We start from the raw sequence: 13,023 nt of genomic DNA on the forward strand, positions 1-13,023 counted from the left end.
CAGTCACGATCATACCACCCCGGAGTACATTGCCCTGGCCAAGTCCCAAGGGGCCCGCTTTGTCCTGGGCAGCGATGCCCACTCGCCCCAGCGGGTAGGAGACTTTGCCAAGGCCATCGCCTTGGCTAAAGAAGCGGGTCTTGGTCCCGAGGACATTCGCAACGCCGAAACAGAAAAGGGGTATCAGCCCTGGTAGCAGAATCGTATCCATATACTAGCTACCAGCTCGAGGAGTCATTATCGGTAAAGGGGTATCACTCATGCAGAAGCTGAAATTCGTACTGGTCACCGGGCTATCGGGAGCAGGAAAAACCGAGGCCATTCGTGCCTTGGAAGATATGGGCTATTTTTGTATCGATAACCTACCGCCAGCCCTGATTCCTAGATTCACCGAGATGTTTGAACAATCCCCTCCCAGCGGTGAGGTCCAACATGTGGCCGTAGTTTGCGACATTCGAGGCGGACAGTTTTTCGACCACCTGATTGAAGCTTTGGAGGAGCTAGAACGCAACGGCTTTAGTTACAGCGTCCTCTTTCTCGAAGCTTCTTTGGATACCTTGGTACGTCGCTACAAGGAGACCCGACGCCGACATCCCTTGGCTCCTGAGGGCAGCATTGTCCAAGGAGTCAAGGAGGAAAGCCGGCGCCTAGAGCAGATTCGGGGTAAGGCCGATATCATCATCGATACTACGGATCTCACGCCCCGAATGCTCCGGGAGCAAATTGCCTCCCGGTTTGCGCAAAGCACCCGAGGGCGATTTCAGGTCAGTGTGGTTTCCTTTGGCTTTCGACACGGAATTCCCATTGATACCGATCTAGTCTTTGACGTTCGTTTCTTGCCCAATCCCCACTATGTCCCGTCACTGTCGCCCTTTACCGGCAATGACGAGGCTGTGAAGAACTACGTGTTTCAGTGGCCAGTCACCCGTCGGTTTATCGCCAAACTCGAGGATCTACTGAAATTCCTCCTGCCTCAATACGAGAAGGAGGGTAAGCCACAACTGGTCATTGGCATCGGATGTACCGGGGGACAACACCGGTCGGTGGCCATCGCCAACCATATCAACCAGTTTGCCCGAGGACTTGGCTATGAGACCTATATCCGCCATCGAGAACTGACTCGCAAAGAGCTTGACACAGGGTATCGAGAAGGAGAGCCATCCCAATGAAGGCCTTCAAATGGTTGTATCCCGGAATGAAAGTCAAGCGGTGGATTGCCCTGGTTTTCTTGGGGATCCTCTTGCTCAGCACAGGTATGGCCATCGTGTTGGAAGTTGGGTTTGTCAGTGCCTTAGAGCAGAACATTGTCCAGGGATTCCGTCGGTTGGATAATCGCCTAGGAGAAACAGGAAGCTGGCTCTTGGCCCTGGCAGTCTTTCTTGCCGGCATTTTCCTCGTCATCCATGGGTTTACCCGGGCCATTCAGTCCGTTGCCTATGTGCTGCGACCGGATGGCAACGGAGAGGACCTGGTGGATCTCGTTTACTCCCGGCGGTACCTGGCGGAGAACGGTCCTCAAATTGTGGTGATCGGCGGAGGGACGGGGTTGTCAACCCTCTTGCGAGGACTAAAAAAATACCCGGCCAAACTGACGGCCGTGGTCACGGTAGCCGACGACGGCGGCAGCTCCGGCAGGTTGCGAGATGAGATGGGCATTCTTCCTCCCGGCGATATCCGCAACACCTTGGCGGCCCTGGCCGATACAGAGCCCTTGATGACCCAGCTGTTTCAATACCGATTTAAGCAGGGTTCAGAACTTGAGGGCCACAGCTTTGGCAACCTGTTCATTGCCGCGATGACCGACATCACCGGTGATTTTGAGTTAGCGATCAAGGAGTCCTCCCGAGTCCTGGCTGTTAGGGGCCAGGTCATTCCCTCTACCCTGGCGGAGGTCCAACTAGAAGCCCTCTATGCCGATGGATCCACGGTCTGTGGCGAGAGCTTGATTCCTGAGGCGGGAAAACCCATCAGCCGGGTCCATCTGTTACCCGAGGACTGTCCCGGCACTCCCGAGGCGGTGCGAGCCATCAGCGAGGCCGATATTATCATTCTCGGTCCTGGAAGCCTTTACACCAGTGTACTGCCAAATCTTCTGGTGAAGGACATTCGCGACGCGGTGAAAAACTCATCGGCACCCAAGGTATATGTCTGCAACGTGATGACTCAACCGGGAGAAACCGATGGATACACTGCGGCAGACCATGTCCAGGCTTTACTGGATCACGTCGGGCCCAAGGTAGTTGACTATGTGATCGTCAATGATGCTGCCGTTGAGCCCCACCTTCTGCGCAAGTACGAAGCCGAGGGTGCCATCCCGGTATATCCTGATGTAAACAGAATTCGGGCAATGGGCATTGAACCCATCGCCCGACCCCTGATCAGTCTAACGGACTTGGTGCGTCACGATCCCACGGCCTTGGCCAAATGCATTTTCGATATTGCCCTGCGGGGCAACAATTCCAAGGCCCACTAATTCCATCCCGATGCCTATTTAAGCCCTGCCGCAGCCGCTTCATCCAGCAGGAAAATACAGTTGGGATGCAGCTGAAGAACGGAAGCAGGCACCTCGGGGGTTACCGGTCCCTGGATGGACTTGGCCACCGCGTCGGCCTTGGAAGAACCACTGGCCATCAGCACAATTTGACGGGCCTGCATGATGCTCTTAATTCCCATGCTGATGGCCTGCTTGGGGACATCATCGGGGCTGGAGAAAAACCTCGAATTAGCCTCGATGGTATCCTGGGTAAGATCGACGAGATGGGTGGTGGAGCCAAACTCAGTCCCGGGCTCATTGAATCCGATGTGGGCATTGGTACCGATGCCCAGAATCTGCAGGTCAACGGGACCGTGGGTTGCCAACAGCTCCTCGTAGCGAGCACACTCCGCTGCAGCATCGACCACATCGCCTCGGGGGATGTGGGTCTGTTCCAGAGGTATATCTATGTAGTTGAACAACCGTTCCTGCATATAGTAGCGATAACTGGCCGGGTGGCTGCCTGCTAGGCCCCAATATTCATCGAGGTTAAAGGTAGTAACTTGAGCAAAGGACAGGTTTTCCTCCCGATGGATTTTCACCAGTTCCTCGTAGGTTTGCTCCGGAGTACTGCCGGTGGCAAGTCCCAACACCGAGGCGGGGTTAGCTCTGACTTGATCGGCGATCATTTGTGCAGCGTACCGGCTCATCGCGGCATGATCTGGAAATATCATGGTTTTCACTGGTTTAACACCTCTTCTACAGGATAGTATGTTCCTCGCAACACAATCTCTTCTACCACTAAGCTTTCCCGGTCCCAAATCACCAAGTCTGCGTCTTTGCCCGCAGCCAACTCTCCCTTGCGATGACTGACTCCGATGGTCTGAGCTGGGACCAAGCTGGCCATAGCTACAGCCTGCTGGAAGCTGATTCCCAGCTGCTGCACCAGGATCCGCACCGAACGATCTAAAGTTACGGTGCTGCTGGCAATAGTGCCATCGGCAAGGCGACAGGCCCCATCTTGGACATAGACCACTAAATCACCGAGCTCATACTTGCCATCGGCTAGACCCACGGCTTGCATACCGTCGGAGACCAAAGCGATGCGCTGCCAACCCTTGCTCTTAATGGTCAAATCCACCACCGGCAGCTCAACGTGAACATTGTCAACAATCAGCTCCGCCACCATACGATCATCGCTGAGGGCCGCTCCCACCAGCCCCGGTTGACGGTGGTGAAGTGGCTCCATTCCGTTATACAGGTGGGTACAGCGCCGAGCGCCTTGGGAGATGGCGTTGGTGACACAGGACCATTCCGCCGTAGAATGGCCCAGACTGACGGCAATCCCCTGCTCCCTCAGCCAGCTAATGGCCTCCTTGGCCCCCGGCAGTTCCGGAGCTAAGGTGATGGTTAACAATTTGGCTCCCGCCAAGTCTACTAGGGACTTCAGCTCCGCTACCTTAGGATCTCTGATCACCGAAGGTTCATGGGCTCCCTTGCGTTTTATGTTAATGTAGGGTCCCTCAACATGATATCCCAAGGGTTCCGCGGTATTGTCCAGACCAGCCACCTCATCAAGCTGGGAAGCGGCTGCCATCACCCTTTGCATCTCTTCCAAAGAAGCTGATACAGTGGTGGGCACAAAGGCTGTGGTGCCAAAACTTGCTAATCCCTGGGCCATGCGAGCCAGGCCCCGTCCATCAGCCTCCATGACATCGTAGCCCATGGCTCCATGGATATGGATGTCAATCAAACCCGGCGTCACATAGCGCCCCTTGGCATTGACTATCTGCAGGGGTTCACACTGCTCCCGGGGCAGTTCCTCTTCGGTGTCACTGCTTTTCCCCACCCTCTGATTGACCACATCCACCCAGTCCGGTAATTCTTGGCTGGGACCTAGGTCAGCGATTTCCCGATTACGGATTAGCACAAATCCTTCAGGCCACACTGTTTCCGGTGTACACACCGTACCTTGCCACACCAGCAACCAACCCAAACTATCCACCCCCATCTGATAAACCCCAAATCCCCTAGCCGTCAATTGTCCGGCCGGAGAACATGAACAATATTAGGATATTCAACAGCCACGATGGACTTGGTTCCATCGGCGGAGAAAACACCGGCCGCGGAAGAGGCCAAGCCCCATCCTAAAGATACCCGGGAGCTAGTGGTGACTAACTTCCCTTCCTGCCAGGCATAGACCTGTACCCGACCGCGATCATCGGCTACCACCACCTGATCGTCCTGGGAAAAGACCGTTAACCCAAAGACCGCGGCCGGGCTTAATTCCTGACTGGACACCCGGGTCAAAGTATCTCCCTTGATGATCCAAATCTGGATAGTTCCCCCTTGTGTGGTCTGCCCCACATCAATGACCAGGTCACCGACGGTACCTCCGACCACAACTCCCGAAGCTAAAGCCCGAATCACACCGATGGGCGGACTTTCAGCTACGACCTCAAGACCCTGGGGAGTCCACTTCAGCACCCGCAAAGCTTCTGTGGCAAAATAAGCGTTTTGGTCTACTATCTGGGTCAAAGCCACCAGATCCGGTTTTCCCGGTCCCCCCTCAACGGCAGCCACTTCCTGAATGGGCCAAGGAGTCGTCCCCCGCCAGACTTCTTTTAGGACCCCTGACTGCCATTGATACATCAAAGTGGCCTTATCGCCTAATACCAACACTTGGGGAGAGCCTGTACCCATAAAATCTCCGGCGGTGACTGCAATATGTCCCGGACTGTCATACAGGTTAGGGCTTTTCCAGAGCACCTCAAATCCGTCGTGACCTAAGGAAACTACATAGAAGAAGGTTTCCCGGGCTTCATAGTTCCTTCCCACCAACAAGAGCTCATCCACACCATCACCGGTGACATCGGCCGCGGCCACTTGAATGATGGAATCCGCCAAGAAACCTTCAGTGGAAAAGGCCACCTTGTAGTTGCAGAGATCGGCAGCTTGGGCTGCAACTGCCATCACAAATACCAAGATCATGGCGAAACACCCGGCAATCCCCGGGACTTTTCCAGTCAATGACACCATTGGCAAATCTAGCTCCCCTCTACACTTTGACAAATTGTTACTAGATTCCAACTGTTCTCCTCCTGCCAAAGCAACTCCTGCTTGACACAATTTGCATAAACCAAAGCTTTCCGGGAACACTTCTATGGGTACTACTTTATTTGCCTAACTACATTGGCAGGAGGGGATCGTTTGTCAACATCATCACAACCAATGGAAATTCCTGATCCCTCGCCACCCATGTTCGGTTCAGACGATTGGATTCAGTCAGACCATCCCCCTACTGCAGCAGGCGTACCCCATGGGGGCGGTCAACTACCGGATCGATACGGAGAAGACGGCATCACCTTGCTCATGCGAGAACCGGGCTGGGTGTATGCATACTGGGAGATCACCGATACAACCCGCCAGTGGGCTCTGCAGCAGTTCGCTCCAGAGGCTAGGGATCAAGTCAGAAGCGTCATCCGCATACTCAGCTTTGAGCCCAAGGGTCAGGGGGAGCATGGGGAGCAGGAATTGGTGGCCTTTGAGGTCCCCAGTCTCAATCACTCCTGGCATATCGGTATTGACCGAGAGGCTGGAACCGTTGCCGCCGTCTTCGGATTTTTAGGCCCCGACGGCAATTTCGTGGAAGCCGTCCGCTCCCGAGCCGTGACTGTGCCCTCCGGCAGCGAAAGCCCCTTCATCGATGAGCAGTGGCTCACCCTCCGAGCCCTATACGAATCCCGAACTGTGGGAACGCAATCGAGCCCGGGGCTCTGGATGAGTCGGAGTCTCACGCAGCACATCTTTGGGCACAAACTTCCCTTCAGTCCAGGCATATCTAGTCCGGGTATTTCTAGCCCGGGAGTCTTTGGCACGGCGCCGACGGAGTCCTGGGAACTTGCCGGCACCAATCCCGATGATCTTGGGCTTTCCGTTGACACCCGAGTGATTCTCAGCGGTAGGGCCAGGCCGGGAAGTAAGGTCACAATTAACGGCGACCCGATACCGATAGCCTCCGACGGCAGCTTTACGGTGCAGTATCAGCTGGACGACACCACTTTGGTGCTGCCCATCGAGGCCCTATCCGCCGATGGTCAGCAAAGGCTTCGGATTACTCCCGTGATTAGACGGGACACCTATTTTCAGGAGAGCCGGTAAGGATGAAGCAGCAAGTTTGCGATGAGGATGTGTTGAGTCGTTGAAGAACCAAGGAACCGTTGCCATTGTCCTCCACTCACATCTTCCCTATGTCCGACACCCGGAAAGTGAAGCAGTCCTAGAGGAACTTTGGCTATATGAGGCGATTACCGAAACCTATATTCCCTTTCTGCAGATGTGTGAACAGCTGTTGGCCGAAGGAATAGAGTTTCGCTACACCGTCTCCGTCACACCAACTTTGGCCCATATGCTCGACGATGCTTTGCTCCGGGCCCGCTACCAGCGCCATCTGGAACGGCTGCTGGAGCTGGCGGAGAAAGAAGTGGTGCGAACCCGTTGGCAACCGGAGTATCATGCCGTAGCCTGCCACTACCGGCGGAACCTCGCCAGTATTCACCAATTCTGGTGCCGGTTCGGCGGCGATCTGCTCACGGCCTATCGGGAGCTGCAACAACGGGGAGTAATTGAAATTATTGCCTCTGCAGCAACCCATGGATTCTTGCCGCTACTGCAGCCCAACCCACAAGCAGTCCAGGCTCAGATCACCATCGGTGTCGAAGCCTATCGACGAACCTTTGGCGTTGAACCTAGGGGCTTTTGGCTGCCGGAGTGTGGGTTTTATCCCGAGGTTAGTCAATATTTGGCGGAAGCCGGTCTCAGGTACACCTTTCTCGATAGCCATGGGATCATCCACGGTCGACCCAGACCCCGATATGCCGTCTACTCCCCGGTTTATTCTCCGGAAGGGGTAGCCTTCTTCGGTCGGGACTGGGAATCCAGTACCCAGGTCTGGAGTGCCACGGAGGGGTATCCTGGAGATCCTATCTATCGAGACTTTTACCGAGACATCGGCTTTGATCTCGACTGGGAGTACATCGCTCCCTATTTACCCGCGGGCATTCGGGGATTTACCGGACTAAAATACCATGCCATCACCGGCAAGACGGCAGACAAGAAAATCTACCAACCCCAGGCAGCGATCGAAAGGGCAGCGGTCCATGCGGGACACTTTATGTTTAACCGAGAGCACCAGATTCGCTGGCTGTCGACACATATGGACCGGGAACCCATCGTTGTAGCTCCCTATGACGCTGAGCTATTTGGCCACTGGTGGTATGAGGGGCCTTGGTTCCTATATTATTTGGCCAAAAAGGCCTATTACGACCAGAAGATCTTCCGCTTAGGAACACCCGGTGACTATCTTGGCAGACATCCCACCCATCAGATCCTACTCCCTTCGCCCTCGAGCTGGGGAGATGGTGGATACAACCGGGTGTGGCTGAACGACAGCAATGAATGGATCTATCGTCATTTGCATCAGGCGGTAAGGCGAATGGAACGCCTGGCAGCCGCTCATCCCGATGCCCAAGGCCTAACCAGAAGGGCCTTGAATCAATGTGCCAGGGAACTTCTATTGGCACAATCCAGCGATTGGGCCTTTATCATGACCGCAGGAACGATGACAGAATATGCAGTGCGACGGGTCCGAGAGCACCTGGGCATCTTTACCCAGCTATACCACCAGATTGACACCGGCCAGATCGACCCTGCCTGGCTGGGGGAAATCGAGTATCGGGACAATATCTTTCCCTGGCTGGATTATCGGGTATATAACCCTGCCCTTCCTAGACAGCAACCAGCCAGGCAGATCATAAGAACAGGATGAGCCCTTGGCTCATCCTGTTCTCCTTTAGCGATACAGTTTTGATGTCAGTGGACCACGGCTTGCCGAGCGGCCACATACTCCTCTTCCGTGCTGGTATACCTTTCAGGAATCTCCTCCTGGAACCATTGACCTAACCGAGCCAGTACCGCCAAGTCTACCCCGTCCCTTTCGCTTCTCCACTCCGAGCGGGCAAACTCCTCCATAACGACGCGATACAACTCCTCGGTTTGCCTGGCGATGGTAGCCCAACTGTACTTGGTGGCCACCTCGGCATAGGCGTTGGCCGCCAGCTTCGCCGAAAACTCCTCTGCCTTCAAAGCGGCGACAAGATTGTCCGCTAGGGATTGGACATTCCCGGGATAGGCTTTATAGCCGTTGTCACCGTGACGCACAATTTGAGCAAAACCGCCGGTATCGGAGACAACTACCGGTACCTTAGCGGCCATTGCCTCCAAGGCCACGATTCCAAAGGGCTCATATAAACTGGGAAATACCGCCACATCAGAGATGGCAAAGAGCTTGTTGCGCAGCACATCATCCACATGACCGACGAAATAGACCCGATTGGCAATCCCCAACTCCGCGGCCCGTTGGCGTAGGTAACCTTCCGACGGTCCGCTGCCGGCAATGATAAACTTCGTCGCATTATGGCGTCGCAGTACCTCTGGAACTGCGTCGATCAGCACTCCCCCACCCTTTTCGTGCACCAGTCTCCCTAAGAAAAAGACAATCTTTTCGTCATCCGCGGCATATTGTTGACGAAAACCCTCCATTTCCTCGGCCGGAGGACGTCTGAGGCGATCTACGTGGACTCCGTTGGGGATGACAGCGATCTTATCCTGCGGAGTCTGAAAGACGTAGGAAATCTCACCCTTCATGAAATCACTACAACAAATGACCCGCCAGGCTTCATAGGTGAGCCACCATTCTACGTTACTGATCCGACGCTGCAGGTCGTTGTGTAGACCGTGATTTCTTCCAAACTCCGTAGCATGAATCGTCGCCACCATCGGTCTTTTCCACGAGTACTTCAGTCCTTTGGCGGCAAAGGCCGCTAGCCAATCATGGGCGTGAATCAGGTCAAAGACATGACCTTGACGCATCAGCTGAATCGCGGCCTCCATGAAATTCAGGTTGAGGAGCATCGCCGAGTCCACAATGTCCTTGGAGCTGGGTCCCGATGGGTTGACCCTATGCACCATCACCCCGTTCATCTCTTCATCCTGGGGGCACCCATCGGCGTGAACGGTCAAGACATGGACTTCATGACCCAAAGTTACCAAGGCCTCCGACAACTCCATCACATGCCGGGCTAAGCCGCCCACTAGTTTTGGCGGATACTCCCACGAAAGCATCAAGACTTTCATAAACTCACCCTCTACTCAATTCTCATGCTCAGTGGTAGTATGCCCGACGAAAACTCCAATATATCCCTGATCCGGCAGCCGCTATCCATCCCTGCGGCGATAGAGCCCCCAGAGAAAACCAATAGCCAAAGCAACCACCGCGGCCAACATCACCGCCAAGAGAATTACAGGATAGGGATAGCTGGGTTTTTGGGGATAAACACAGTGGATTAACGCCAAGTGTTGGTCGCTAAAGGAGCTGAGCTGGCTTTCCTGGGAACCCGTTGCCCCCTCTGTGTCAGCTAGCAAATCAAGCACATTGGGCCCCAAGCCCTGGGGATCCTTACCCCCAAACCGCCAGATGCTACCGGCTTCATCCACCACCCGATAGTGATCAGGGCCCAAGGGATCAAAGCCGCCTACCAATACAGCGATCCCGGTCTGACTACTCAGCCCATCAATCCATTCCTTCGGCACCTGAGCCCGCAGGGTGGAGCCATCGGGCAAAGCATTGACATCAATGGCCCTGCCGGAATCCTCCGGTGAGATGTAGATTTTCGCCTGGGACCAGGGGGCGATCTTGATCCGATACTCCCAACCGGAGCCGGGAGCAAATTGTACCCGGGGCCCCTCGGGGTTGACAACCCCCAAATACCCGGACCCTTCGATGGTGTCAAGATAGATATCAATCAGTTGCCAATCAAAGCCCTCGGGGGCCCTGCGAGGATTGGTGGTGGCAGCCATAACTACATCAAAGAGCCAGTATTCATCACTGTCCCAGATCCTCACCGCCAATAAATCAAACAACCCGGGACTGGCTTGAAACACATCCTCTGTCGGATAAGTATAGGTCCCCGGTCCAAAGTCATCGCCCCGGGGATCACCATATTCCAAGAGCAAAACCGCCGGTTCCGATGCACTGGCGATATTACTCCACAGCATGAAAATCAATAAGACGAAGACCAACCCCAACCAAACCACGCTGTACCCCGCTTGCCCCTTCACCGTATCCCTCCCCCAAGCTGCGACCTGTTAACTGTATTAGTTGTATTCACGGGAAGGGGCAAGTATAACTATAACTAAGGGTTACCTGACGGGCTCGGGTCCCAAGGGAATCGGACGCCGTTTATGCTCACTGATGTGGTGTAGGTATTCGATGCGCTCTCTGGCCTTGTCGCTAACTGGCTCACCCTTCAGATAGCGATCCAGTTCATCATAGCCAATGCCCATTTCCTTTTCGTCGGTCTGGTCGGGCCACAGGCCAGCAGTAGGTACTTTATTGACAACTTCCTCGGGCACCTGCAGGTAACGGGCCAGCTCCCACACTTCAGACTTCACCAAGTTAGCCAAGGGCAACAGATCTACCCCAGCATCACCATACTTGGTAAAGTAGCCCACGTGAAGCTCATCCTTGTTTTCGGCGCCCACCACCAGGTAATTTGACAGAGCCGCGTGCAAGTACGCGGTGACCATTCGCAATCGGGGCTTCACATTGGCTCGAGCCAGCAAGGGCACTGCCTCAGGATCCAGATTTGCCTGGGCAAAAAGGGCATCGTACACCGGCCCCAGGTCAACGGTCTTGACCGGTATCTGTAACGCCTCCGCCGTAAGCATTGCATCCTTGGCATCCTGAGGATCACTGTAACAGGGCATAATTATCGCCAACATCCCATCGGGACAGGCAAGCTTGGCCAAGGCAGCGGCCACCGCGGAATCCACTCCTCCCGACAACCCCACGACAAATCCCTTGGCGTTGGCCTGCTCCTTATGCTCCTGCAACCACTGCACTATTCTATCTGCCGTTTTCCTTGCATCCATAGATCACACCTCTAGTCTTCCAGTTTTCTCTTTCCCTCTAGTCTTCCAGTTTTCTCTTTCCCTCTCGCCTCTAGTTTATCTCCCTTTTAGTTAACAGGCAATCTCCACAAAAACCTGACATATACTTGACAAGGGCCCTGGCTCTTGCGTAAACTAGGCCCATATTATGACCTTAATGATGGGGGGACATGTCATTATGAAAACAAAAGAGGACATCCTACGGTTGGCAAAGGAGAATAATGTCCAATTTGTTCGCCTGCAGTTTACCGACATTCTCGGCATTGTCAAGAATGTGGCGATTCCCGTTAGTCAGTTGGAACGGGCCTTGAACAACGAAATTATGTTTGACGGCTCTTCCATAGAAGGCTTTGCTCGCATCGAGGAGTCGGATATGAATCTCAGGCCGGACCTTAACACCTTTGCGTTGTTCCCCTGGAGACCCAAGGAACACGCGGTGGCCAGACTGATGTGTGATGTCTACACCCCCGACGGCAAACCCTTCCCTGGGGATCCCCGGGGAGCCCTGAAGCGAGTACTGAAGGAAGCTGCCGACATGGGATACGATGTCCAGGTGGGACCGGAAGCGGAATTCTTCCTCTTTCTCCTGGGAGAAGATGGAAAACCCACAACCATTACCCACGACGAAGCCAGTTATTTTGACCTCGGACCCGTGGACAGAGGGGAAGATGCCCGCCGGGATATGGTCTTGGCCCTAGAACAGATGGGCTTTGAAGTAGAAGCCTCCCACCATGAGGTCGCTCCGGGACAACACGAAATTGACTTCCGCTACGATACCGCGTTGACCGCTGCCGATAAGGTGGCAACATTGAAGTTCGTTACGAAGGCCATTGCCCGGCAGCATGGATTGCACTGCACCTTCATGCCCAAACCGGTCTTTGGCGTGGCAGGCTCGGGAATGCACACCCACATTTCCCTCTATCGTGATGGTGTCAATGCCTTTTACGATCCCATGGGAAGGTACCAACTCAGTGATGTCGCGCTGTATTTCATCGGCGGTCTCTTGAAACATGCGCCGGCCTACACTGCCATTACTAATCCCTTGGTTAATTCATACAAGCGGCTGGTTCCAGGCTACGAGGCCCCAGTTTATATCTCCTGGTCTGCGCAAAATCGCAGCGCCCTGGTCCGTGTTCCCACCAGTCGCGGACAGGGCACCAGAGTGGAACTGCGTTCTCCAGACCCCTCATGCAATATTTATCTGGCTTTAGCCGTTACCATTGCCTCGGGTCTCGACGGCATCAAGAACAAAATCGAGCCCCCAGAGTCCATGAGCAGTAACATTTACTCGATGAGCCCAGAGACCAGAGCAGCAGCGGGAATCAGAAATCTGCCCCGCAACCTCTGGGAGGCCTTAACGGAGCTCAAGAAGGACGAAGTGGTCTGCGCCGCACTGGGAGAGCACATCCTCTCGCGATTTGTTGACGCGAAGACCATCGAATGGGAGGTCTTCAGCACTCAAGTCCACCAATGGGAAGTGGATCAGTACCTAGGCATTTTCTAACGGTTATGGCCCTTCAATACCATGATTGAAGGGCCAT

At 54.5% G+C, this 13,023-nt stretch carries 12 protein-coding genes; 6 read left to right on the forward strand and 6 right to left on the reverse strand.

Going from position 1 to position 13,023, the window contains the following annotated elements:
* From GX030_07750 to GX030_07760, 3 genes are all read left to right on the forward strand, one after another.
* Positions 1–196 (forward strand): histidinol-phosphatase (locus GX030_07750; protein NLV92269.1); only part of this gene is annotated, 196 nt, incomplete at its 5' end.
* Between the two features lie 64 nt (positions 197–260).
* Positions 261–1,169 carry an RNase adapter RapZ gene (gene rapZ / locus GX030_07755; protein ID NLV92270.1) on the forward strand — a complete coding sequence of 303 codons (909 nt, stop codon included), beginning with the start codon at positions 261–263 and terminating at the stop codon, positions 1,167–1,169.
* Positions 1,166–2,473 (forward strand): YvcK family protein, encoded by a 1,308-nt coding sequence (locus tag GX030_07760; GenBank protein ID NLV92271.1) that lies wholly within the window; start codon positions 1,166–1,168, stop codon positions 2,471–2,473. The genes rapZ and GX030_07760 overlap by 4 nt, the downstream gene beginning before the upstream one ends.
* Before the next feature lie 14 nt (positions 2,474–2,487).
* Here GX030_07760 and nagB read toward each other — a convergent pair whose 3' ends face one another.
* The 3 genes from nagB to GX030_07775 are packed head-to-tail and all read right to left on the reverse strand — an operon-like array spanning position 2,488 to position 5,518.
* Positions 2,488–3,216 (reverse strand): glucosamine-6-phosphate deaminase, encoded by a 729-nt coding sequence (nagB, locus tag GX030_07765; protein ID NLV92272.1) that lies wholly within the window; start codon positions 3,214–3,216, stop codon positions 2,488–2,490.
* On the reverse strand, positions 3,213–4,484 hold the full coding sequence (nagA, locus tag GX030_07770; GenBank protein ID NLV92273.1) for an N-acetylglucosamine-6-phosphate deacetylase: 1,272 nt from the start codon (positions 4,482–4,484) through the stop codon (positions 3,213–3,215). Before nagA ends, nagB begins: the two co-directional genes overlap by 4 nt.
* A gap of 26 nt (positions 4,485–4,510) precedes the next feature.
* On the reverse strand, positions 4,511–5,518 hold the full coding sequence (locus GX030_07775) for a hypothetical protein (protein NLV92274.1): 1,008 nt from the start codon (positions 5,516–5,518) through the stop codon (positions 4,511–4,513).
* 165 nt (positions 5,519–5,683) lie between these two features.
* Between GX030_07775 and GX030_07780 the strand changes: the two genes are divergently transcribed.
* Both GX030_07780 and GX030_07785 read left to right on the forward strand, forming a co-directional pair.
* Positions 5,684–6,634: a DUF4912 domain-containing protein gene (locus GX030_07780; GenBank protein ID NLV92275.1), complete on the forward strand. Its 951-nt coding sequence runs from the start codon at positions 5,684–5,686 to the stop codon at positions 6,632–6,634.
* Positions 6,635–6,674: 40 nt separating this feature from the next.
* Positions 6,675–8,300 carry a DUF1957 domain-containing protein gene (locus GX030_07785; protein ID NLV92276.1) on the forward strand — a complete coding sequence of 542 codons (1,626 nt, stop codon included), beginning with the start codon at positions 6,675–6,677 and terminating at the stop codon, positions 8,298–8,300.
* A gap of 44 nt (positions 8,301–8,344) precedes the next feature.
* Here GX030_07785 and GX030_07790 read toward each other — a convergent pair whose 3' ends face one another.
* From GX030_07790 to nadE, 3 genes are all read right to left on the reverse strand, one after another.
* Positions 8,345–9,667 carry a glycosyltransferase family 4 protein gene (locus tag GX030_07790; GenBank protein NLV92277.1) on the reverse strand — a complete coding sequence of 441 codons (1,323 nt, stop codon included), beginning with the start codon at positions 9,665–9,667 and terminating at the stop codon, positions 8,345–8,347.
* 81 nt (positions 9,668–9,748) lie between these two features.
* The gene (locus GX030_07795; protein NLV92278.1) at positions 9,749–10,651 is read right to left on the reverse strand and encodes a hypothetical protein; all 903 of its coding nucleotides are present in this window, start codon (positions 10,649–10,651) and stop codon (positions 9,749–9,751) included.
* A gap of 81 nt (positions 10,652–10,732) precedes the next feature.
* Complete coding sequence (gene nadE, locus GX030_07800) at positions 10,733–11,464, reverse strand: NAD(+) synthase (protein NLV92279.1); 732 nt, start codon at positions 11,462–11,464, stop codon at positions 10,733–10,735.
* A gap of 196 nt (positions 11,465–11,660) precedes the next feature.
* Here nadE and glnA point away from each other — a divergent pair, with 196 nt between their 5' ends.
* Positions 11,661–12,986, forward strand: coding sequence for a type I glutamate--ammonia ligase (gene glnA, locus GX030_07805; GenBank protein NLV92280.1), 1,326 nt, complete (start codon positions 11,661–11,663; stop codon positions 12,984–12,986).
* Positions 12,987–13,023 lie beyond the last annotated feature (37 nt).

Source organism: Bacillota bacterium (genome assembly GCA_012727955.1).
Classification (GTDB): domain Bacteria; phylum Bacillota; class Limnochordia; order DTU087; family JAAYGB01; genus JAAYGB01.